Here is a 23,403-nt window from a genome sequence, read left to right as displayed (position 1 = left end):
CATGAAGACTAAAACAAACAATTGTCTGTATTTTTTTGGTATGCTCATATGCCTCTTTTTAAATACAATTCTTGGTTATGGTCAAAACCAAACCCCAATAACTGAAATATTGTCTCGAAATCAATTTCAGATAAGCCAAACAAATTTCAATGTTACGACTTCCAATGGCAGTAAAGGTATTCTTTGGACCAATCGAGACAATTCTACCCAAATTGTTCTTTTTGATGATGGAAAACAAGGTTTTACAGTTGGAGGGGATATCAACAATGATGGAATAAGAAATTTTTTGAATACTGTCAATAATGCAATCAATCACATTCCAGAGACTATTGCACTGTGGAAACTTGCGGTTGAAACCTTGGTCCCTAATGAAGGTTTTTTTGATGCCCGAAATACAGATAGCATCATACCTAGGGTCATTATTACTGAAGATGATGTGCAAATTATCAATAGACAGTCCCGTGTTGCGCGACCGGCTAGACTTGCATTTGCAAAAGCTCAAAACTATGTTTTTGGAACCAATGGAATTCAAAGTCTATCCCTATCAGGAGAAACAAGAGGTATTTTAAGATCGGATATTATGGTCGATTTCAATATTCCTCCTGATGTCGCTAGAGCAGCATTGTTGAATTGGGAGCCAAAAAGAACAATCGAAATTCCAAAAATTCAAACCCTCGATGAAGATGCATTGGATCTTTCCCCAATTGAGGACTTTATAAAAAATGCTTTGACAGATGCTCTCCTAAAACAGATAGGAGCTGAAGGACTAGGTTCTGCCATCTCAACAGCAGAGGAAATACTAGGGGAAGAGGCAGAAGATATTTCTCCGAGGGAATTCATAGACAGATTGACACTTGCTTATGGTAATGCAGGACGATCTGTAGGTATTTCGAGAGAATTAGTTAATTTCTGTGCGGTCAATGCTGCCATCGCCAATAATTTTCTTAATGGTTTAGGATTTCAACTTGGCAGAATTGGTATTGTCGGTCCAGATGAAAATAGAATTCTCCCTAGCGTTACAGGGTTATTCACTTCCATATCCGAAAGAGTAGATAAAGCTAATTTGATCACAAAAAAGCAAAACAAGTCCTTGAAATCCTGTGGCAACCCAAAGGGCTTTCCCAGGGACGCGGTAAATAGTGAGATCAACAATTTTAAGTTCTGCGGGGTACTGGTAACACAGCGGGGGGAGAACGAATGGGAATTTTTAGGTAACGTTTTTAAAGATAACGGCCTGTTTAAAGAAGAACTGGATGATAGGGCGGAACTTGCCGGTAAAAGGCACTCCAACTTTCTAAAAATTGATAACGACGCCATAGAGAAAGAGGTCAACTCGCTGAACGAACGTTTGTTTAATGGAGAGGGCAATCTTCCTATTGGTTTGGTAGTATCTTCTGACATTACCACAAAATTCAGCAGCCTGTCCACGGAGTATATTAGAAATTTTGCAGAGGTGACCAACCGGGATCTTGAAAGGCTGAGTAAGGATATCAACAATCGGGATATTCCCGGAGGGCCAAACGCCATCAACGATACTGAAAAAGAGGACAATGACGATGTACAGGATTTTTTGGATTTTCTTGATGGCCTTGATGATGACGATGATGATTCCAATGGAAGAAACAATCGGAATTCCATACAAAACACAGGAGCTACCCAAGATATAGCGATTACCCCACAAGATCTTGCAAACCCTAATTTTTTTAAGAAGTTGTTGGCACCCCATCAACCAAGTGAAAATAAAATTTTGGAAAAGGTGTTTCTGCAGGCCCTGATGGTGCCCAATACCAACCAAGGGTTAGCTATTGGAGAAGGAATTTACGACGCTGAGCAGGCAGAACTATTTCAATATACCTATTTGGCGGCAACCGGTGCCAAATCATATTTGGAAGCCTATATGAACCATGACGTAAAGGCATTGAACACTTCTGATGTTTGGATGGATATGCTTCAACAAAAAGATCAAGGAATGTACTCGACCATATTGGAAAAACTGAGCGAATTTTATCAATCCGATCGCGGATTGAAAGACGAATCGGTGTTTATCGCTCCCCAATTCACGTTCGGACTTGAAATTACACCTACTATTGCCATATCCAACACCAATGATGTTACCAATTTAAGGGTAAACAATATTTCTTATGACATTGATGTGGTATTGACCGCCGCCCGGTTAGTATTGGCCACCGATACCGATAAAGACCTCAAGGCAGATTTAGGTATTGTGCTCAATAAAGAAGAATTACGATTCTTATTGGATACTTGGGCAAAAGACACCAATGGTGACGGGCTTATTGATGAGGGCTATCTCATTTGGTTACAGCACAAACTGCAAAAAACCAAACAAAAGCTTTCTAAGGTTATTGACGACGGGCAACATGAGGTATTCGGTAGCTTTAATCAAATTCTTTTCCCCTTGGCGATAGCGGAATTTTACAAGCAGCAACTTACAATAGACCCCTCTTTAAGAGCGTTATCGCCCGAATTAGCAACCTTGGTCGACCAAGACAATTTGAAAGCCAAAGATTTGCTTGCCAAAAAGGCCATCTCTTACGACCAGCATACCTCTTTTCAAAGTAAGTATGTTTTTGAAAGCGAATCGAAAAAAGGACCTTCGATTCCTTTTATACCTTCCAAAGCGCAAGTACAGTGGAACCCGATTGCTTTTGAGCATACAACCACGTTACCTAAGAAGGGAACTGATGTTAACCATACACATAGCAGGCCAACTACTGCGGCATTGGCGCCTACCTTGAGTTTTTCCAACCCAGATGTTCAATTAAAACCCGAAACCCTTATTCTAGGGATTACCAGCGAAGGGATATTAACGCTTAACAATACCACAAACAGTGTTATACCTGCAAACACCTATATCTTGACCACCAGTACTTCAGAAGACATCATGTATTTTAATGTATTGAAGTTTGATGCCCCTGAAATTCCCGTTGGTGGTACGTATGAAGTATTTTTTGATTATACGCCCATTGCTGCGGATAGCGAATCAGGAAATAGGGAAGAGTTCAGACTACATGCCGCAAGTGCGTTTTATGACATTCTTTTTCAAAGGGATTTTCTTATCGCTGAAAATAGTATAGAGGCCATTGATTTAAGTTTCTTTTGCGAACAGTCCCTATTCTTTTCCGATGTGATTTCCAGTGGGGAAGATGTTTCAATCGCGGCGAATAATGTAGGCACCAATAATTTAGTAGCGTCAAACTCAAAACTGACCATCAAGGCCATAGAAGGCATAGACCTAGAGATTGGCTTTGACGCAAAACCAGGAGCTATCGTAGAATTGGCCATTACCGATTGTAATGAGGTTCAGAATATTATGGCAAGTGCCTTGCAAAATAATATGTAATGGCATTCGAAGTTTTAGGGTGCAATCTTCCAATACCCAATAAGGAAATACCAAGATGCGTTATTGCGGGTCTTGGTATTCCCTTTATGTTGAAGGGCAACGGCCGAATACTACAAAAATCGGATTTTAAGGAATAAATCATTGTGTAGCCAGAAGTTATGATACTTACAAAAGTCTTAAAAACCAAAGAAATACTATTAGAACTTATACTTATAGTACTTATACTTTTGATTGTCATACTAGTAATCAATCTTATTAAGAAATTTAAAAAATGAGTATATACGAGTCTTTTTTCGATAAATTTAAACAGGCGCGCCAATGTGCTTATCAACATTTGCAACAAAAAGATCAGTTCAACCAGCAAATCCCTTAGTACGGTGTTTTTAAAATCCCACAATATTTGGATTTAATAAAGAAACCGTTGTATATTTGTCGTCCACATCGCGGGATAGAGCAGTATCCTTCGACTATGCTCAGGACAGGGTACCTACCCAACTGGGTTTAAAAATAAATTTAAGTACCAACATGGTGCTTCGAAAATACATCGCGGGATAGAGCAGTAGGTAGCTCGTCGGGCTCATAACCCGAAGGTCACAGGTTCGAGTCCTGTTCCCGCTACTAGATAAATCAAGCCCTTACAAAAACGTAGGGGCTTTTTTTATGTCTTGGGTACAACGTAGGTAAAACAAATGAAGGTTTAGCAAAACCTTCTTCAGAAAATCAAATCATTGATTTGCACACTTTAAAAGAGAAGGTAATCCACTCATTCATATCGTGCTTTATCATTCAAAAATAGTATTAGAGTATTGTTTATTGTAAAAACACCCAGAAAGCCAAATCAAAAATATATTTAGCTGTTTCCCCAAGGTTTCTTTATCGGGTTCACTTTTCATATGATTCTAAAAACCAAACATCCTAAAGTATGGATATCAATACTGTCTTTTTACACGATATTGACATAAAAACCAATACACCAATTTGTTTAATTTAACCAATGTATGAAAGGGGTTAAGTCGTCAAAAACAAAACTTAATCATAGAGCGGCATTCGTAACACGTTATGAAAACTTATATTGAACACACTATTAGGTGGTTGTATTGTGGCCTCGAAAACCACCTGTTTACTATTATAATCCACCTCAACTACCTTACCTGACGGAAGTCCGTTATTGACCGATGAACCTGGCGTAAATAAAACAGTGTTTTTGTCACCCAGATAACTCACCTTCGATACTATTCTGGCATAGGTTTCTTCTCCCCTTTCTTTGCCATATGACCATACTTGCCGTATCGTTTTATTGACCTCATCAATCTCATACTCGACAGCACGACTATAAGGGCCTGCGTTCGTGTAATTTCTGTTATCGCCATTATCAAAGACCATTAGATTTCCATTGGGCATTAAAATAGGGGAATGCTGGTACCATGACCATTCAAAATCTGGATGATTGCTGTTGCCCAACAGAACATCCATATCGGTAATCACCTGTCCCTGGGCATCTAAAGGGGTTAGCAAAAACTGCGATAGGGCTACACCATCACCCGAGGTATTCCAGTCTTTATGCGGTGCCAAAATATAGCTCACCTCGTTTTGGGAATTTAATTTCACGATACCCTGCGTTCTTCCCGAAACAATGATTTCATCGTCAGTTTCACTGTACTCAATGGAATTCGCATGAAACCAATCGAAATTCAAATCGGCCAAATCGGTAGGCCATGCCCGTCTTGTATTATCCAATGAGTTATTTAAATCCCAAACCGTGTCAAATTCCCCAGTACTTCGGTTCAGCTCAACGATAACATCTTCTACAGTCGCCTTGCTACTATCGTTTATGGTGACCAATAAGTTTCCATCTGGTTTTTCTATGACATGGTGATGAAATCCATTGCCCTGCAAGCTCCAGGTGTTTACGAGATTGCCCATCATATCGACCTCATGGATGTTTCCGGTAAAACCATCACCAAACAACAAGTTCCCATTTTGTAGTCGCGTCATTCCGTTATCGTAGAACAGGTTGTTCAGTTGGGGATGTGATGAGAAATTTAAATACCATCGTATTTCACCGAACTGATCGAATATAAATGGGCGTTGGGGCCGAAAGGCCTGGCTAAATCCAAAATAGTTGACGAAGTTGAACTCAGGAATATTTGAATTGGAAGGCACATCTATCGTAATTTGTGGCATATCAGCTATCAAACTGCCAGTTTGCACCGTAAACTCTTGGGTTTCCAAAATATTACCAGAAACATCCAAAGCTTTTATCTCCACTTTATTGGCATAATCCGCATACAGTCCTAATATTCCAAACTGGAAATTGTCACCACGTTGCCCCAATCTTTGGGTAATCGATGAGGCACTGCCGTTTTTACCGACCACCGTAAATTCCAATCCAACATCTTCTAGCGTAGTTAGATTGACCATTGCGGTCAAGGGAGCATATCCCGTAGGATTTAATTGGATATCAACGGTCGCAAAGATATCGGAGACAGAGGGCTGTTCGACAATGTTATCGTCTTCAGAACAGGCAACAAAGAATAGTAAAAAGAGTAGTACGAGATTTTGACCCAGGTTCTTTTTCATAGCGGCAGGTAATTTAAATTTTACCTTAAAGATACCCAACACCTGGCGTTTACAAAAACGTCAACTCCCCCCAAATAAAACAGGGATATGATTTTTAACATTCAGAAATTCAATACTGTGGGGCTACCGTACCAAATATCGTCTAAGTTGAAGGTATACCATTTTCACTATGAATCAAACGACTTTAGCGTTCTTGAATGGTAAAGGTCAGCGCACTGGCCCCTGAAATTCGAAAATACCCTAAGGCATAATTAGCATTGTCGACGGTATTTATAAAATTACCCCTAACAGTGGCAGGGGCAGTCGCGAAGGGCCCGCCACCTTGCGTTTGTTCTAACAGTAATTCGATATAATCATAAAATTGTTTGTCAACCCCATCATTGGTAATGGTAACCACATCACCGGGTTGCAGGTCGACTTCATCATCTTCGGTGTACAAAAACGAAAACTCAAAAGTGTTTCCATCAAAAAAACGATCATCAATGGGTTCGTAAAGGTCAAAGCCAAAATCAAACAGGTAATAATTTACCTCGTTCGGAGTATCTGTAATGAACACGATAAGTTCTAAATCCTCATCGCTAAAAACCTGTAAATCACCCTGTGCTATACGGTCAATGGGAACTGTTGGAATCAAATTGGCCTCAGCGACATGGCTGTCTTCATTATTTACAACGGTCAACTCGAAGGTCGTTTCAAAGTCATTCAAAAAACCTAGGTCTTGCGCTTCATAAACACCCGTACCGAAACCCGTTTCCAAAAATTCATAAACATCCCCTGTGGTCTTGTCAGTAACGAATACCGTCGCCCCCGAAACCTTGGGGATTTCTTCTTCAAAGAAATTAGCGGTCTCCGTTAGAATGACCTTTCCGGTAATCCGCTCTTCTGAAAAGACCCTGAAATGGGCATCGATGTTTAAGCGTACCTCACCCGTAGGTGTCTCTACCTCAATAACATCTTGACATGAGACCAGGGCTAAAAACAAAACGTATAGATATATATATTTTCTCAAAGGTTTAGAATTTGAAGTTATAACTGATAGATGGAACAATACCGAAAATTGAAGTGCGAAGCGCCTCATTTTGACCGGTCTCTCGATTCTCTTCAAAAGTGATACTGGCGGCATTCATACGGTTATAAAGATTATAAAACCCGAAATTCCATTCTGTCTTCAATTTTCGGCCTTTATTCTTGCGCGGTGTCAACGTCGCCGAAATATCCAATCTGTGATAATCGGGCAAACGTTCGGTATTACGGTCACCGTAAATTGGTACGGTCAACCCTAGCTGTTCTACCTGACCAATTGGGTAATTGGTGGGCTGCCCCGTTTGAAAAATAAAGTTGGCATTGAACGACCATTTGTCATTGAGTTCATAAGATGCATTGACCGAGAAGTCATGGGTTTTATCAAAGGGCGTAAAATACCATTCGCCGTTATTGATACCGGGTTCACTTTCGTTTCGCCCGGGGGTACGTTGTTCAGAACGTGACCAGGTATATGCAAGCCAACCCCTTAAACGACCTGTATTTTTTCGAAACAACAACTCGAGACCGTACGCCCTTGCCTCACCAGGTAAAATAACTTGTTCTATCGCATCATTTGCAATAAGGTCAGCGCCATCGATGTAGTCGATTCGATTATCAATGTCTTTATAAAACACTTCCGATTCCAAAGAAAACCTTCCGTCAAAAAGTTCGCGATAATACCCTAAGGCATATTGATCCAGAAGTTGGGGTTCGATAAAAGGTCCACTGGGTGCCCAAACATCCAACGGGGTGGGTGAGTTCGTATTCGAAAGTAAATGTAAGTATTGCGCCATGCGGTTATAGCTGACCTTTACCGAGCTTTTATCGTTCAATACGTACGAAAGGGCCATTCTAGGTTCAAAATTGTTAAAGGTGGCCAAAGTTTCACTACGATCAAAATTTGCAACACCTAAGGGCTCCGCTTCTTGATATATTTGAAAGTCTTGGTTAAAAACCACTGGACTATCGTTTTCATAAATATTGAGCTCATCTTGTCCGAAACGCGTAAAATGACTCCATCGCAGACCATACCGCAGCGTCAGGTTTTTTGATAATTTATGTTCTGCATCGATATAGGCAGCAAATTCATTTGCATATTTATTGGTCAGTTCTTCAGCAATAATTCCTGAATCTTCACTATTGGGTTGTATCTCACCCGGTTTAAAATTGTAATAGATATTGTTGAGGCCGTAGTCTAGCTTTAAATTATTGGTGATGTAATGTTTAAAATCATACTTTAGGTTGAAGTTGACAATATGGGATTCCCACTCAAACCCCCTGACATCCAACTCCAATCCATAAAAATAATCTGAGTAGATCAATGAGAGATTCGAGAACAATTTTTCAGAGAACAGGTGGTTCCATCTGAAATTTGCCACTGTGTTTCCATACGTATTCAGAAAGCTATCGCCAATGCCAAAGTTGTCCCTTCCAAAATACCCTGATAGAAAAATATTGTTGTTATCGTTGAGCCCATAACTCAATTTGGTGTTCAAATCGTAAAAGGAGGCCGTATTGTCATTGTCAGCCAAAGCCAAGAATAAATGCACGTAAGAAGCCCTACCTGCAAACAAAAAAGAGCCCCTACCTTGATCAATCGGGCCTTCTACCAACAATCTACTCGATATGGCGCCGATACCGCCATTCATTTTGAATGCATTCTTATTTCCCTCACGCTGGTAAATATCAAGAACGGATGAAAGTCGACCTCCATAGCGCGCGGGAATACCTCCTTTATATAACTTAACGTCCTTTATGGCATCTGTATTGAATACGGAAAAGAAACCAAACAGATGTGATGAATTAAATACTATGGCCTCATCGAGAAGGATAAGGTTTTGATCGGCGGCACCCCCACGCACGTTAAAGCCTGAGGCGCCCTCACCTGCATTACTTACACCCGGCAACAAAAGAATGGATTTAATGACATCGGGCTCGCCCAGAACGGCCGGTATTCTTTTAATACTAGCCGCTGTTAGGGTATTTACACTCATTTGGGGCTTTCGAATGTTGGTTTTTTCCACATCTTGCGAAACGACCACTTCATCCAATTGGCTTGCCTCTTCCACCATGGTAAAATCCAGTTTTATATTTTCAACAAGCGATACTTCTTTTATGATGGACTTGAAACCCATATAACTCAGGGTAAGTTTATGGTTTCCTTCAGGAAGTGTAATGGAATAAAACCCATATTCATTGGTCACCACACCAGAACCAAGTTCTGGAAGTGCGACGGTCACCCCGATTAAGGTCTCGCCGCCAATACTTTCCGATATCGTTCCGCTAATGGTATATTTTTGTTGGGCAAATGATACGGTATGCACCAAAAGGAATACGGTCAAGAACATTCGGCAAAAAACCTTACTATTTGGCATGTAGTCCATTTTTTCCATCAAAATAAAGTGGTATTCAGCATACTTGCCAGTATTATATACTAGGGTCTTAGTTGTGTATACCAAACAATAAAATTTTACTACTAAACCTATTTCGCTTTACCAACCTGAACAAACCGACTTCTAGATAAAGCCTGATGGAAGAATTAATGCGTTGAGGGATTTACTTAAAAAATGTTCTAACCAGAAATAACCATCACTATCAAAACAGTCAGGTTTGGCGTATATCTTTTTTGACGGACACTTGGTTCAATCAACCAGTTTACCTGCCAACTGCAGTAAGTTTATTTCTGCAATCTTTAGGTCGTATTTGGCCTTGGCAGCGTTATTAAGTGCATTGAATAAGTTGATCTGTGCTTGCCTATATTCAACAGCAGCGATCTGGCCCAAGCCAAATTGCTTTTTGGTACGGTTAAAGTTAAGTTGGTTGGTCAATACATTATTAGCCTCGGCCTTTATGGCAAACTGTTTGTTTTGATAGTCTTCATAGGCATTGTATACTTCGGTCTTCAATTCTTCCCCAGCTTTGTATAGTTCTATCTGCCGGTTCGCTTTTGTGATTTTCGAGGTCTTTATGCGGGTTTTCGTCGCTCCGCCATCAAAAAGGTTCCATGTGAGGCCCAAACCCAAATTTATTCCATATGTTTCATTTTCGAGTGCAAAAGAGGTTATTGGGTTTTGGCTTTCATTCCAATTATAACTGGCACTGCCATTTATTTTCGGTAGGTACTTCGCTTTATTGATCTTAATATCCAATTCGCTCAGCAGTACATTTTTTCGGTTCAATAAAGCACTTATATTGTTCTCGTTTGCACTTGACAGCACTTCACCTTGATCCAATAGGGCCGAAAATGTAACGATCGTGTCTATTTCAAAAGGCACCGTCACCTCACGCCCCAACAGCAGGTTCAGATTGCGTTTGGCATTTTTAAGATCCTTATAGGCAGAAGCATAAGAAATGCTATCATTGTTCAAATCAACTTGGGCATTCAATTGATCAAGCTTTGTGGCTTGACCATATTTTAGTTTTTTCTTACTACGCTCCAGACGATCTTTTGAATTGGTCATGGTCAATGCCAAATTTTGGACCACTTGTGCTTGATATGCTACATTGTAATAGGTCTCATAAATGCTGACAACCGTGTTTTCAATCAGCTGACGTTCTTGCAACTTGGTATAATTTAAATTTTCTGCGTTTTTTCTGACGTTGAATTTTCGTTCTAAACCATCAAAAATGGTATACTCCGTGGTTACTGAGGCATTATATGACTCGGTAACGGCATCATCGACTTCGGTCAAAGAGCCATCAGAGAAAACAACATTTTGGGTTTCATCTGAGTAGCTGATATTTCCAGATGCAGATACACTTGGTAGATAGCCGCTATTCAACAGGCTATTCTCTACAGCTGCTATCTCGGTATCATTTTTGGCAATACGCACGTCATAGTTGCTTTCGATGGCGATTTTTATGGCATCGGCAACGGTCAGCATACTTTGCGATGAACCCTCAGTGGCCAGTAACCCGATTACTAGCAGCCCTAATTTCTTAAAATTCTTCATGCTCGACTTTTTGCTCAATAATAGCACGTTCAACTTGTTCCCTGGTTGGTTTTTTTCCGGTTGTCAAATAGCTTAGATAGACTTTAACGGTGTTCGAAAAAGAAAGGAATATGGGTAATAGAAATAGGGTCAATAACGTGGCTATGGCAATTCCGTAAGAAATAGCTATGGCCATTGGTATCAAAAATTGCGCTTGTAGACTACGCTCTAACATCAATGGGGCCAGCCCTGCAATCGTTGTGATCGAGGTTAAAAAAATCGCCCTGAAACGCGCGCGCCCGGTCTCATAAAGTGCTTGATCAAAGGGCAGGCCTTCTTTTAAGAACGAATTGAACTTATTGGTAAAGACAAGACCGTCATTGACCACAATACCGATAAGCCCAACTATTCCCAAATACGAAAGTATGCTCATAGAGAATCCGTGAAGGTAATGGCCCCAAGCGACCCCTATAATCGTGAAGGGAATTAGTGCCAATAAAATGAAGGGCTGGCTAAAAGAGCGAAAGGTAAAAACGATTACCACATAGATTAAAAATATAATGGCAGGAAAAACCGCGGCCGCGGAATCCGCTATTTTGCCTGCCTCACGGTTTTGTCCTTCTGCTGAAACCGTAACCCCAGGATACTTGGCTTCAATCATATCAGCGACCCTAGTACCCATATCTTGCATGATCTCAGCAGAACTTACCTTAGGGTTCGCAATATCGGCTTCTACGGTGACCTCTCGAATTCCGTCTAAGTGGTTAATGGCCACCTCACCCCGTTCTATGGTATACGAAGCTACTTGAGACAGTGGCACACGTCCGTTTTGGGTCTGAATCTCAATGGTATTGATGTCATTGATAGTGGCCCTATTTTCTTTCTCGTAGCGCACCCATATTTTCACCTCGTCTTGCCCGCGTTGTACCCGTTGTACCTCATTACCAAAAAATGCACTTCGCACCTGTTGCATTAAACTGCTATAGGTAAGGCCAAGAAGCGTCGCGTTTTCCTTTAATGTCAACTTGATCTCTTTGATTCCCTTTGGACTGGAATCGGTGATATCCTTAACATCAGGGTTTTGTTTCAACTCGGCGAAAACCATTTCTTTTGCTGCATTTATTCGGGTTATGTCCTTTCCTTGTAAGGATACTGAAATAGGTGCGCCCCCAACATTGGCCCCTGAATTGAAGGACAGTTTTTCAAGCAAGGGAATCAGCCCTACGGTAGACCTTATCCTATCTGTAATTTCGACTGAGGATATAGCCCTTGTCTCACTTGGTGAGAGGTTCACCGTAATACTACTTGATGAACTGGTCGGGCCTATGCTTTTGACGGTTCCAATGATATGTGGCCCATTTAATTCATTGGGCCCCAACGCTTCATTGACCCTCCATATAGCACTTTCAACATGCGAAGCAATGGAATCCGTAATACGTTCACTAGTCCCCTGGGGAGTATTGATGGTCGCTACGATCTGATCGCTTGCCGTTGTCGGAAAAAACGATAGTTTAATAAGGCCACTGGTGAAGGCACCTATGGTGATGATAAATAAAAAGAGTACTACCGAAAATGACAAGAACTTATGTTGTAGACACTTTTTATATACCGGACTGTACACTTTATCCCGTAAGAAGTCCATGAATTTTTCACCATATTGATTGAACTTACTGACCTTCTTGATATTCTTTATATCCTTCGAGTGTGCTAGGTGGGCAGGCAAAATCAATAGTGCCTCAATAAGGGATACTAATAGTGTGAGGGTAACGACAATAGCGATATCACCAAAGAACTCGCCCACCTGTCCGCCTAAAAAGAAGAATACCGAGAATGCCAATATGGTAGTTGCAATTGCTGAAAGTATAGGCTTCAATACTTCTAAAGTACCGTTGACGGCCGCCTTTATCGGTGATTCCCCTTGTTCGCGCCTACTATAAATATTCTCGGCGATCACGATACCATCATCCACCAAAATTCCGATGACCAAAATCATTCCAAACATTGACAACATGTTCAACGTAACCCCATACTGTGGTAATAGGATAAACATGCCAAAGAATGAAATAGGCAACCCAAAAGCCACCCAAAATGCAACGCTTGGCCTTAAGAAAAAAGATAATAAGACCAATACGAGAACCATTCCGATTATGGCATTTTCAAGCAACAAAGAAATTCTATCTTGAATGGCATCCGCGGTATTAAAGATAGCCTTCAACTCGATATTATCGTGAGAGGCATTAAAAACCTCGATATAGTTTTTAACACTATCAACACTACCTATTAGGTCTTCCGTATTGGTGTTGTTCAAATCAATTTGAACGGCCTGTTTACCGTTATAAAAGAGTCTATTGGGACTTTCGTTAAAGGCATCGCGAAGTGTGGCAATATTCCTTAAATATACTTTTGAACCATCAGCAGATGATTTCACCACGATATCATCAAGTTTACCAGCATAATAACCTTTGTTATTGGCCCGAATCAAAAACTCTTCGTCTTTCGTTCTTATAGAACCTGCTGAAATAATGATATTCGCATCAGCAATGGATTTGGCCACATCTTCAAAAGTCAACTGATAACTTCTCAATTTGGATTCTGAGATGGCTATCTCAATTTCCTCTTCAGGAAATCCCTTTAGCGCGATTTGCGAAATACCGTCAATACGCAATAAATCATTCTCGATCTCTTGTGCATGCCCTTTTAAGATACGAAGTGGAATGCCATCACCAGTGACTATAAATGAAATAGCAGGCCGTGTGGGTTTTATCGTTTCTATTACAGGGGGTTCGATATCGGTGGGGAAAGAGGGTATTCTATCCACTTCATTCTTCACTTCATCCAATATCAGGTTGACATCAAAGCCAGACAGTGTTTCAATGGTCACGGTGCCCCTATTTTCTTGGGATACCGAACTTACCCGATCAATGCCAGTAACACCTTTTAGGTTTCGTTCGATCTTCTCGATTATGCCTTCTTCCACTTCTTCTGGGGAAGCACCGGGATAGGTGACCGAAATTTGAATTGTTTTGGCATTTGCCAAAGGAAAAAAAGAGGAGTTCATTTTTTGATAACCCAAGAAACCAAAAATCAAAAATCCAACGATGAAAATGTTCACCGCGACCGGATACTTGATAAAATATGCTAGAAATTTCTTCATAAATAGGCGTCGATAAAGTGAGATGCGCTTTTCAATACTGCGGATATGGGAAGCTTATTCGTTTCAGTTTAAGTGGAAACAAATCATATCAACCCTCAACGGGCTTAACTGGCATTCCTGGATAGGCATTAGCGATTTTTTCACCTACTAACAGCATACCGTTCTTCAAGCCCTTGACGATAACCATATCGCCCTGATAATTAAGGATCTCTACTGGCACCAATTGCAGCTTTTCGTTCTCAATTGCATATACATGATTGTTTTCTAGGATTAATGAATTGTCCAAGCTAAAGACATCGACCAATTCATCGCCTTCAATTTTAGCCAGAAGATATTCACCATCTTTCAAATCATTATGATCCACCTCAACAACAATAGCGATACTTTGGGTGTCTTGGTTTATCTTTCCATTGATCCTGGTAATGTTTCCGCTAAAAGATGTCAACCCATCAACGGTATTCAAATCGACGGCAATACCCCTTTTCAAATACCGGTTTTCCGATGCCGGTACTGAAAGTTGCAATTCAAACCTCGAATCATCGACAAACTCGCCGATTTTTTGGCCACTGCGTATCAAGGTACCCACCCGTACATTTGATTCGGTAACAATACCGTCAAAGGGGGCCCTCAGTGTATATTTGTTTAGGCGTTCCTCGCCGTTTTTGATATTGAAATACGTATTGTAAATATTCTTGCCCGATACGAACAACTTCTCTTCATTTGAACTAAACACTGGTAATGTTGGCGTACGTTGGTTTACGTTCAAACCTTCTAAATACACTTCCCATTTTCGAAAACCATTGGGATAGTCCATCTCCATATCAGGTAACATTGCGGCAATCTGGTTCATAAGATCACTTCTACTTGACTTTATTTGGGCTTCATGTTCCTTACTATCCAATGCAATTAAAACTTGTCCTTTTTTAAACTTGTTGCCCATTTTAAATGGGGTGGCTGTTTTTTCAAGAATTCCCTGTACTTCACTGAACAATTCAATTTTTTCGGCGGCTTGCAAGGTCCCTGTCGCTTCAATACGGTAGGGAATATCGATTAACTCTACAAGCTGGGTCTTTACCTCAAGATCGACCGGTTCGGATTCCGCCTCCGTTGTAGCGGGATCCTCTTTCCTATTTAAAAACGTGAAGGCTAAAATGCCCGAGGTTATAAATAAGACGCCCAAAAGGATACTATACTTTCCCTTCATCGTTTAGCTTCTCATATTTGCCTTCATATAGCTTTTGATCTTTGGGGCTATATCATCTTCATACTTCTCAAATTGGGCAGCCGTCAATACCGCTTCAAGCTCAGCGTTCTTCGCTTTCTTGATTCTTTTTATATCGCCTATCTTGCCAAACATCGAACCGGGTTCATCCATAAGTGCCTTCTGCTTTTTTGAATATTTCAAATTTATTCTTGAAACGCCGGCTTGCTGCTCTTCTGTTAAATCAAGTGCTTCGAACATCAATTTATCTTGATATGCTGCCATTTGTGCTGCGGACAGATCCGTTTGGGATAAAGCGGATTGCGCTAACGTCAAACTAAGGATCGCTAGAAAAAAATTAGTATGTATTGCCATGCTATTATTACGTTTTGACTTTTGCACCCTACCTTACACTCAGTAATTTGGATTTTACTTCAAAGACGGTATATAAGTCTATTTTTAGCCAAAACTATTGGATAACAGCCTGAACATCAACTAAAATCGACCAACCCTTGAAATGTCTATACGAACATGTTTTTTGGATTCCTTTTGTGAAGCGGTAGGGTACCGTCGCTGTAACAATACCCTAAAAAAGTGGTGCGGGTCATACAATTTTAGCGTTAAAAACAGGTCGCTCAAAGTACTTGTAGATTGGTTCACTGGTTTCGAAGATAAAATTTGGCATTTGATATATCTTTTTTTTTCCTTTTAGTAAAACCACATAATTTCAACTATCATAATTGCCGATTGATTTCTTACGGAATTTCAATTTTTCAAGGGATGTTAGAGTATTGAGAGGGACTTTAAATCGGTTTAACGGAATGGTAGAAATCATTACTCCGTTTCTCAAATAGAAAATGCTTGAAGAAAGTGTTTATTTTTTCATAGTTTTTAATTGTTGTCTTAGTTAGGCTAAGGTGAAATAAAAGACCGTTACTTTTTATCGTAACGGTCTTTTAGCATTTGGTGCCGAAGTATCTACTTGAACATCGTAAAAGCAAAATCGAAGCCCGGTCCTTAAAGGCCTACCCTTTTTAGAAATTCACTTTTGTAGCTTTCACCGATAGGAATTCGAATATCGTCAATCACGATTTTACTTCTTTGAATGGAATCAATATAATTCAGGTTTACAATAAAAGAACGATGCACCCTTAAAAATTGATTTTGCGGAATCTTCGTTTCCATCTCCTTAAAACTCATTAAGGTTAAAATGGGCTTATTGGAAGGACCTTTGATGTGAATCTTCAAATAGTCCTTTAGCCCCTGCACATATTTGATGTTCTCAAATTCAATCTTTATGTTTCCATATTCTGATTTAACGAACATAAAATCATCTTTGGCAGCATTATCACCCCCAGCGGAAACGACGTTGTTACTTTCGTCTTTTCTATTCTTTAATTCATAGGTTTCTTTTGCCCTATTCACGGCTTTCACAAAACGCACAAATGGAATTGGTTTGACCAAGTAATCGACGGCGTTTAGTTCGAAACCATCAATAGCGTATTTCTGATATGCCGTGGTAAATACGAAAAGAGGTTTGTTCTCTAAGGTTCTTATGAACTCTAGACCGTTTATTTGGGGCATTTCGATATCAGAAAATACCAAATCGATTTGTTGTGTGACCAAAAAGTCCATGGCCTCCAAGGGATTGGTAAACACCCCCATAACCTCTAAAAAAGCGATGTCATCACAATAAGAGTTCAAGACACTTATTGCAAGGGGTTCGTCATCAACTATAATACATTTCATTCATTTCGCTTTAAATTCCTACACGTATCCATACATTTCGAATCACAATGCTCCCCGGCACGACTTAAACCAAGGTGATATGCAAATCGACTATATATTCCCCGTTAAATTCTTGCACATCCAAGGCATGGGCCTTTGGGTAAAGATAATCCAATCGATTCTCAACATTTTTAAGGCCAATCCCTGAATTAGGCTCATCTTTTCTTTGAAGCCCAATTAAATTACATGTCCTAAAATATAGATGATCCCCATTGATCTCTATTTTGATCTCAACCTTGGTCTTACCCTTAAAATCCGTTCCGTATTTGAAGGCATTCTCAATAAAGGTGATGAGCAAAAGAGGGGCGATCATTTTATCGGAATAATCCCCTTTGATCAATAATTTAACGTTCTGACTGTCTGAAATACGGAGTCTTTGCAGACACACATAATTCTTGATATACTCAATTTCCTTTTCTAAGGATACTTTATTTTGGTTTGCCTCATAGAGCATATACCGCATCAATTCCGACAAGGTTATTACCGCTTCCGGGGCTTCTTTTGACTGGTTGCGGACCAAGGAGTATACGCTGTTCAGGGAATTGAATAAAAAATGGGGATTCAATTGTGCCTTTAAAAACTCCAATTCCGTTTCCGCGCGTTGTACCTCAATTTCCTTCTGGGCTTTATCCCTATTATAAAAATCCTTGATTAACTTCATAAGCCCACCCAATAAGAAAAAGGCCAATGAAATAAATGTGGCAGAAAAATACTGAATCGGCCGTAGCTGGTCTTCGCCCAACAAATTTTGAATCTCTCCAAAACCCCTTACAGGGAAAAAGAAATTGACTTGATTCACCAAAAGGATAAAAAACACCAAGAACAATATAGAGGCACCTACATAGGCCACCATCTTTTTCTTCAACAAAAGTTTTGGTACTAGCAAGCTGTAATTCATATAGAACAACAAGGGAGGAAAACTTATCCTTAAAAACATCCCAGGCTCATACTCTTGAAAAAGTGATATGGATACAAATAATGGAAACGTTGCGATACAGACCCATGCAATTATATGAATCCAAAATTCCTTAATTTTCAAAGATTTCTTCATTTTGCTTCTACCCAGCGATACGATATGAAGCCAGTTATTCTTCAAATTTAACACGATAGTTTTGTAAATCGACTATTGTAATCGTTGGCGAACGATTACTTTTTAACTTATCGATTACAAGTTTTCCAACCTTTTCCGCATCTTTCTTTGATGAAAACAACTGTTTTCCGCTTACCGCAGGTATGTATTCTTGTTTTATCAATAATTGCCGACGATAGAATATTTTATATGACCACCCCCCTGAATCTTCTTTTGCCGAAACCAATTCGTAAATAGCAGCGTTTTTTTTAAAATCGGTGGTATCGTTCTCCACCATAAAAAACCCGAGGAAAATAATCAGTAGCACTATGCTAATGCTTATTACAATATATTTGGCTTGGCTCAACATAAAGAAACTGGTTCGTTATTAATCATCTTCTTCCTCTTCTTCAAACGGAAAGAACTCTCGGTTGTCATCAAGAAATAGATTTCCACTATTGCCCAAGGCTACAAAGGCCCGTGCCCCGTTAGAAAAACTAACGGCACCTTGTCTTGAAACCCCCTCATATTCTGTTTTCTCTTCCCAGAGATCCGTACTGGGGTTGTATTCCCAAACCGAGGATACCGTGTTGATTCCGCGTTCACCGCATGCAAAATACCCCAATCCACCAATGGTAAAACCGACTGCGTTACTTCTTGAAATTCGATAATCGTCATCATCATCCAAATCAAGAAGTGCGGTCCACGTTTCCGAAGTAGTATCGAATTCCCAAAAATCCACTTGATCCAAACCATTGGATTCCCCGGTACCGACGTACACTTTGTCACCAATGGCAAAGGTAGTTGCATCCCTTCTTTTGGTGCCACCGAAGCCTATAAGCTCTTCCCAACTGTCGGTTGTTGGATTATACTTCCAAAAATCCTTCCGGTCATTATCACCATCATAACCCGTACCGACATATCCATTGGTTGTCGAGTTAAATGCAATGGCCCCCCTTCGTGGGGCACCTGCGAAATCAGCAATACGAACCCATGTGTTGGATGCAAGGTTATACCTATAGAAATCCCCCAGTTCGTCATCACCGTCAAAACCCAGTCCTATATATCCTGATTCGTTCAAGGCAAAACCAACGGCAGCGCTTCTTCCCACCGCTGGCAAATCTGCCAATTGCCTCCAAAAATTTCCTTCGATATCGTATACCCAAAAATCGTTAAGATAGTCATCGCCATCATATCCCGTACCCATATATCCGTTATTGCCTATCGTAAAAGAAACGGCACTACCCCTAGGGGTACCATCAAGAACGGAGCGGTCTATCCAATTACCCAATTCTTCTTCGTCATCATCACTTGAACAGCTGACGAACAACAGTAAAAATAGCGTTGCGATCATCGGCAATCGCATAAAGGCAGTTTGATTCTTTTTCATGAACTCGTTTTTCATATTCATCGCTCTAATTGTTAAAATTTAGTATTAATCCCATTGAAAAGTATATGGATTCCGAAGTGTTAAATTCATTTAGTTGCTGCTCATTCCCGCTCAGAAGCCTAAGATTGTTATCCATCAAATAGCCCATGCGTAATACCGAGGTAAAATTGGGTTGCAACCTGTATTTATGCGTAACACCAAGATCAATTGCCTCGTATTCCAATTTGCTATCGTTGTAGACTTCTTGACCAATTGGTAAGCCATTTTGGATATTGGCGTACGACCCAAGGTATTCGGCATTTAGACACAAATCATGCCTTGGGGTGATATCATAGGTAATCGAACTCCCCGGAAAGCCCAATTCAAGGGACCATCGATTGAATGTGGTCATAAATGAAAAAACGGGATAAAAGCTCGGTTGCCCCAGCGCAGTGCCATAACCGGCCCCCAGTTTAAGTGCCGTCACTTTACCATCATTGGTATTCCATATTTTGTGTATGTTGGCATTGCCCCCATATTGAAAGTCTGCCCCACTAATACCGCTGTCAAGCGTAGATGAGATTACAGGTGAGAATGTGACTTCAAACCCCCAATTTCTTTGAAGATCATGACGGTAAAAAAAACCTCCGGTTATTAGATGTATTTCTTCAAAGGCTTTGGTTACCGATGGAATCGCCGTTTCAAAAAAATCGTACGTGGTATTCCGGTAACCGGCCACGAATCCTAATTCCTGTCTTTTAAAAGAAAATAAGCTTTTGTTAAAGGCAACCGAATATTGGTTCCAACTGGCTTCACCAACTTCAGGCACCATATCGTAATGAAAAGTTGCAAACCCTGATTTTTCCTTTTTTTGGGCCGTACCTCCTTCCGTTATAAAATAGCACAACAACACGCTTAATACAAGTTTATCCAATTAGTAACTTTTGCCTAAAAATACCAGTGGAAACAAGGCCTTGGAAAAATAATATACCAATGGTGCAACTACCTATACTAGACACAACATTTAATCGACAAGTACGTATGTCATTATTCATAGACAGAATGATTTGTTTGGTCTATATCTAAGGCCTATAGGTATATCATACTTCAATTCAAGTATGCGTTGGCATTAATTTGTCTTCAAATAGTAGAATATGAGAAGCTTTCTGGGTGTGCTATTTGCCCTAATGCTGTATATATCCTGTTCGGTAGAAGATAGGGAACGAGCGGCACTTGAAGTAGGTCAAGAATTTACCGATTCTGATGTAAGGGTGATTACCATTGACACCTTTACGGTTGAATTGTCAACATTCAAATTTGATAGCATCAATAGCTCAAGTTCTGGTCGGTTATTGGTTGGCAGGTACATTGATTCCTTATTTGGAACGGTATCGAGTCAGCCTTATTTTGAATTGTCCACGACCAATTATAGCTTGCCTGATGATGCCGAATTAGACAGTATTGCCCTTATTTTAGGCTATGACCGTTATTTTTACAATGACACTATACGGCTTTCGCAAATCAATGTGCATCAAATTCTGGAAGATTTAGAACCTGAAGAAGGTTTTTTCTATAACACCAGTACATTAAAATTTGACAGCATACCTGTCACCTCGAGAAACTATTTTCCTGAACCTGTTGATGAAGATTCATTACACATTTCAATTCCTACGGCGTTCGGTCAAGAAATATTCGACTTAATACAAGAAAATGAGATCAATGAAGATGATGAGTTAAGGGAACTTTTTAAAGGTTTTACCCTAGTGCCTGGGAAAAACGAAGATGCATCCATTATAGGTTTTTCAAGAAATATGGAGAATAGCTATTTGCGCTTCTTTTATTCCATACCGGAGGAGTTTGATGAAGAAGAAGGCACCTTTGACCTTTTTATAAACCAAAATATTGGTGTACCCAGGGCATTCAACAATATCGAAAGTGATGTTTCAGAAACGGTTCTTTCACAACTCACCGATCAAGAAATCAACCTCAAATCCACCGAGAGCGATAATGTCAGCTATATACAATCGGGTATAGGTTTTGCAACACGAATAGTGTTTCCAACTATTAGGGGAATAGGTGAAATACCCGGTAACGGAACGGTATTGAGTGCCGTGTTGCAGCTCACGCCACCACAAAACTCGTTTGACGATATGTTGCCCATTCGTGATTCTTTAAATGTTACCATCGTTGATAGGAATAACGTTATCACCGAAACACTGGCCAATGGCAACGGCGATGTGTTCGCCGTAACAAACCAAAATGACATTGAATTCAATGAAATCTTTTATGAGATCCAGTTGGGCATCTATGTAGACCGCAAGCTTGCCGAATCACCTATAATTCAAGATGCATTGGTCCTCTTTCCGAACAACTTCAATGATTCTGTAAATCGCATTCTCATAAACGGTGAAAACACCGAGGATTCAGAAGCGAAACTGATAATCACCTATGCGATATATGAAGATTAGAAAATACTGGATTGCACCTATAGCCATGGTTCTAGTGCCATTAGGTATGTTTGCGCAGTTAAACAACCTTACGGGGTCCCCGTATTCCTTATTCGGACTTGGGGTCAGAACCAATTCCAATATAGGAAAAAACAATGCCTTAGGCAAAGGGGGATATGCCCTTGAAGCAACGGATTTTATCAATAACTTCAATCCAGCTGCCTTTGCAGGAATCCCAAAAAAGAATTTTCTATTTGATATTGGCATTTTAACCGAACTTAGTCGTATCGAGAGTGGAAACAATGACGAAAGAAGGCTTGCCGGAAATATTTCAAGTATTGCCATAGCCGCAAGTATTGATAAAAACTCAGGGTTTGGACTTACTTTGGATCCCTTATCAGATGTGGGGTATGCAGTTGTGGGTATTGAGAGTAATATAGAGGGTTCCCTTGATAGCTTTGTCAGTAGTATTTTTGGTTCGGGTGGAATCAGTGATTTGAAGTTAAGTTACGGGTATCGTATCAACGACTACGTCAAAGCAGGTATTGGCCTTTCGTACTTATTTGGTAACATTACGGAAACGGAGCGCATCAATGCGGGTGTAAGTTCGTTGACCGTTGAGGAGACAAACGTCTATAGTGGTGGACGGGTCGAGGTAGGTTTACAAGGCAAGTTCAGCAATACGTTTTCATTTGGCACCCGATGGCAATTGCCTACCGCCCTTAATGGGAAAAGGGATAGAAGTATTCAAAAAATAATAGATTTAGTGCCTGCACCGAGTACTGTTGAAAACACCAATGATGTTGACATCCCTAATTTTGATCTGCCCCTTGAAGTGAGCACAGGAGTCGCATTTAGGCCCTTACCGTATTTAAATTTTAATCTCGATTACACAAAGAGTTATTGGAACGCTACTGGTCAAAGCGATAATATCGGTGATTTTATTGATCAAGATATTGTAGCCATAGGTGCGGAATATATGAAAGACCCCGATAGTTTTAGGTATTGGGAGCGTATTCAATTCAGGGCTGGTTTTAATTATGATAGTGGTTATCTCGAAGTCAACAATGAAGCCATCAACAGTTTTTCCATAACCGGAGGTATCGGTTTCCCCGTTGGCCGATTAAGATTAAATCTAGCATACACCTACCGAGAAAGTGGTTCATCAAATGGTATTTTGGTACAAGAGGCTTTTAATACCATAAATATCAATTTTAGCCTAAGGGATTTTTGGTTTTTGAAGCGTAAGGTAGAGTAATCTTAACCCGTTTGATGTAGGTTATTGCCAAACCAATTACTGCTCTATATTTCTTGCCTCAAAACTTAGCAGTTCATTTGCCTCGAACTGTGGGCTTACCTCAATGGGGTTACAGCATACCTCGCAGTCTTCAACATAAGTTTGATGCGTGATGGAAGTATCCAACAGCATGGATATTTCTTCCCAACAATACGGACATTGAAAAAAATACTCGAACATTG

17 protein-coding genes and 1 tRNA gene are annotated in these 23,403 nt (G+C 40.2%); 5 read left to right on the top strand and 13 right to left on the bottom strand.

The genetic code is table 11. The features are described 5' to 3' along the window. The first annotated feature begins 1 nt into the window (after nt 1). The 3 genes from AACM45_RS12340 (at nt 2) to AACM45_RS12330 (ending at nt 3,979) form a co-directional block, all read left to right on the top strand. Nucleotides 2-3,361, top strand: coding sequence for a hypothetical protein (locus AACM45_RS12340; protein ID WP_339143042.1), 3,360 nt, complete (start codon nt 2-4; stop codon nt 3,359-3,361). Continuing rightward, nucleotides 3,361-3,498, top strand: coding sequence for a hypothetical protein (locus tag AACM45_RS12335; RefSeq protein WP_339143041.1), 138 nt, complete (start codon nt 3,361-3,363; stop codon nt 3,496-3,498). Before AACM45_RS12340 ends, AACM45_RS12335 begins: the two co-directional genes overlap by 1 nt. 408 nt (nt 3,499-3,906) lie before the next feature. Further along, nucleotides 3,907-3,979: transfer RNA gene (locus AACM45_RS12330), tRNA-Met, on the top strand. Nucleotides 3,980-4,390: 411 nt separating this feature from the next. Here the strand turns inward: AACM45_RS12330 and AACM45_RS12325 are convergent. From AACM45_RS12325 to AACM45_RS12270, 12 genes are all read right to left on the bottom strand, one after another. After that, on the bottom strand, nt 4,391-5,941 hold the full coding sequence (locus AACM45_RS12325; RefSeq protein WP_339143040.1) for an aryl-sulfate sulfotransferase: 1,551 nt from the start codon (nt 5,939-5,941) through the stop codon (nt 4,391-4,393). 184 nt (nt 5,942-6,125) lie between these two features. Continuing rightward, on the bottom strand, nt 6,126-6,950 hold the full coding sequence (locus AACM45_RS12320) for a DUF4249 family protein (RefSeq protein ID WP_339143039.1): 825 nt from the start codon (nt 6,948-6,950) through the stop codon (nt 6,126-6,128). 4 nt (nt 6,951-6,954) lie between these two features. Beyond that, nucleotides 6,955-9,339: a TonB-dependent receptor gene (locus AACM45_RS12315; RefSeq protein ID WP_339143038.1), complete on the bottom strand. Its 2,385-nt coding sequence runs from the start codon at nt 9,337-9,339 to the stop codon at nt 6,955-6,957. A 267-nt stretch (nt 9,340-9,606) separates the two neighbouring features. Continuing rightward, nucleotides 9,607-10,917, bottom strand: coding sequence for a TolC family protein (locus tag AACM45_RS12310; RefSeq protein WP_339143037.1), 1,311 nt, complete (start codon nt 10,915-10,917; stop codon nt 9,607-9,609). Then, nucleotides 10,904-14,050, bottom strand: coding sequence for an efflux RND transporter permease subunit (locus AACM45_RS12305; RefSeq protein ID WP_339143035.1), 3,147 nt, complete (start codon nt 14,048-14,050; stop codon nt 10,904-10,906). Before AACM45_RS12305 ends, AACM45_RS12310 begins: the two co-directional genes overlap by 14 nt. A gap of 88 nt (nt 14,051-14,138) precedes the next feature. Next, the gene (locus tag AACM45_RS12300) at nt 14,139-15,254 is read right to left on the bottom strand and encodes an efflux RND transporter periplasmic adaptor subunit (RefSeq protein ID WP_339143033.1); all 1,116 of its coding nucleotides are present in this window, start codon (nt 15,252-15,254) and stop codon (nt 14,139-14,141) included. Nucleotides 15,255-15,257: 3 nt separating this feature from the next. Next, nucleotides 15,258-15,626 (bottom strand): hypothetical protein, encoded by a 369-nt coding sequence (locus AACM45_RS12295; RefSeq protein WP_339143031.1) that lies wholly within the window; start codon nt 15,624-15,626, stop codon nt 15,258-15,260. 642 nt (nt 15,627-16,268) lie between these two features. Continuing rightward, nucleotides 16,269-17,000 (bottom strand): LytR/AlgR family response regulator transcription factor, encoded by a 732-nt coding sequence (locus AACM45_RS12290; protein WP_339143030.1) that lies wholly within the window; start codon nt 16,998-17,000, stop codon nt 16,269-16,271. A 64-nt stretch (nt 17,001-17,064) separates the two neighbouring features. Then, nucleotides 17,065-18,078 (bottom strand): sensor histidine kinase, encoded by a 1,014-nt coding sequence (locus AACM45_RS12285; RefSeq protein ID WP_339143028.1) that lies wholly within the window; start codon nt 18,076-18,078, stop codon nt 17,065-17,067. A gap of 46 nt (nt 18,079-18,124) precedes the next feature. Then, nucleotides 18,125-18,478, bottom strand: coding sequence for a DUF4907 domain-containing protein (locus AACM45_RS12280; protein ID WP_339143026.1), 354 nt, complete (start codon nt 18,476-18,478; stop codon nt 18,125-18,127). Nucleotides 18,479-18,496: 18 nt separating this feature from the next. Beyond that, entirely contained in the window at nt 18,497-19,498 is a 1,002-nt protein-coding gene (locus AACM45_RS12275; RefSeq protein ID WP_339143024.1) for a Kelch repeat-containing protein, read from the bottom strand. A gap of 25 nt (nt 19,499-19,523) precedes the next feature. Next, nucleotides 19,524-20,411 carry a hypothetical protein gene (locus tag AACM45_RS12270; RefSeq protein WP_339143023.1) on the bottom strand — a complete coding sequence of 296 codons (888 nt, stop codon included), beginning with the start codon at nt 20,409-20,411 and terminating at the stop codon, nt 19,524-19,526. A 220-nt stretch (nt 20,412-20,631) separates the two neighbouring features. Between AACM45_RS12270 and AACM45_RS12265 the strand changes: the two genes are divergently transcribed. Continuing rightward, nucleotides 20,632-21,945, top strand: coding sequence for a DUF4270 family protein (locus AACM45_RS12265; protein ID WP_339143021.1), 1,314 nt, complete (start codon nt 20,632-20,634; stop codon nt 21,943-21,945). Then, on the top strand, nt 21,935-23,182 hold the full coding sequence (locus AACM45_RS12260; RefSeq protein WP_339143019.1) for an OmpP1/FadL family transporter: 1,248 nt from the start codon (nt 21,935-21,937) through the stop codon (nt 23,180-23,182). Before AACM45_RS12265 ends, AACM45_RS12260 begins: the two co-directional genes overlap by 11 nt. A gap of 36 nt (nt 23,183-23,218) precedes the next feature. On the opposite strand, the gene AACM45_RS12255 is transcribed toward AACM45_RS12260, so the two are convergent. Beyond that, complete coding sequence (locus AACM45_RS12255) at nt 23,219-23,401, bottom strand: CPXCG motif-containing cysteine-rich protein (RefSeq protein ID WP_339143017.1); 183 nt, start codon at nt 23,399-23,401, stop codon at nt 23,219-23,221. Nucleotides 23,402-23,403 lie beyond the last annotated feature (2 nt).

The organism is Croceitalea sp. MTPC5, assembly GCF_036985505.1.
In the GTDB taxonomy this organism is placed as follows: Bacteria; Bacteroidota; Bacteroidia; order Flavobacteriales; family Flavobacteriaceae; genus Croceitalea.
This window is presented reverse-complemented; position numbering and strand designations above follow the sequence as displayed.

Bases quoted from the DNA above. Each gene is read 5' to 3' on its own strand.
- AACM45_RS12340 (WP_339143042.1), top strand. From the start codon at position 2: ATGAAGACTAAAACAAACAATTGTCTGTATTTTTTTGGTATGCTCATA.
- AACM45_RS12335 (WP_339143041.1), top strand. From the start codon at position 3,361: ATGGCATTCGAAGTTTTAGGGTGCAATCTTCCAATACCCAATAAGGAA.
- AACM45_RS12325 (WP_339143040.1), bottom strand. From the start codon at position 5,941: ATGAAAAAGAACCTGGGTCAAAATCTCGTACTACTCTTTTTACTATTC.
- AACM45_RS12315 (WP_339143038.1), bottom strand. From the start codon at position 9,339: ATGCCAAATAGTAAGGTTTTTTGCCGAATGTTCTTGACCGTATTCCTT.
- AACM45_RS12310 (WP_339143037.1), bottom strand. From the start codon at position 10,917: ATGAAGAATTTTAAGAAATTAGGGCTGCTAGTAATCGGGTTACTGGCC.
- AACM45_RS12305 (WP_339143035.1), bottom strand. From the start codon at position 14,050: ATGAAGAAATTTCTAGCATATTTTATCAAGTATCCGGTCGCGGTGAAC.
- AACM45_RS12300 (WP_339143033.1), bottom strand. From the start codon at position 15,254: ATGAAGGGAAAGTATAGTATCCTTTTGGGCGTCTTATTTATAACCTCG.
- AACM45_RS12295 (WP_339143031.1), bottom strand. From the start codon at position 15,626: ATGGCAATACATACTAATTTTTTTCTAGCGATCCTTAGTTTGACGTTA.
- AACM45_RS12290 (WP_339143030.1), bottom strand. From the start codon at position 17,000: ATGAAATGTATTATAGTTGATGACGAACCCCTTGCAATAAGTGTCTTG.
- AACM45_RS12280 (WP_339143026.1), bottom strand. From the start codon at position 18,478: ATGTTGAGCCAAGCCAAATATATTGTAATAAGCATTAGCATAGTGCTA.
- AACM45_RS12275 (WP_339143024.1), bottom strand. From the start codon at position 19,498: ATGAAAAAGAATCAAACTGCCTTTATGCGATTGCCGATGATCGCAACG.
- AACM45_RS12265 (WP_339143021.1), top strand. From the start codon at position 20,632: ATGAGAAGCTTTCTGGGTGTGCTATTTGCCCTAATGCTGTATATATCC.
- AACM45_RS12260 (WP_339143019.1), top strand. From the start codon at position 21,935: ATGAAGATTAGAAAATACTGGATTGCACCTATAGCCATGGTTCTAGTG.
- AACM45_RS12255 (WP_339143017.1), bottom strand. From the start codon at position 23,401: ATGTTCGAGTATTTTTTTCAATGTCCGTATTGTTGGGAAGAAATATCC.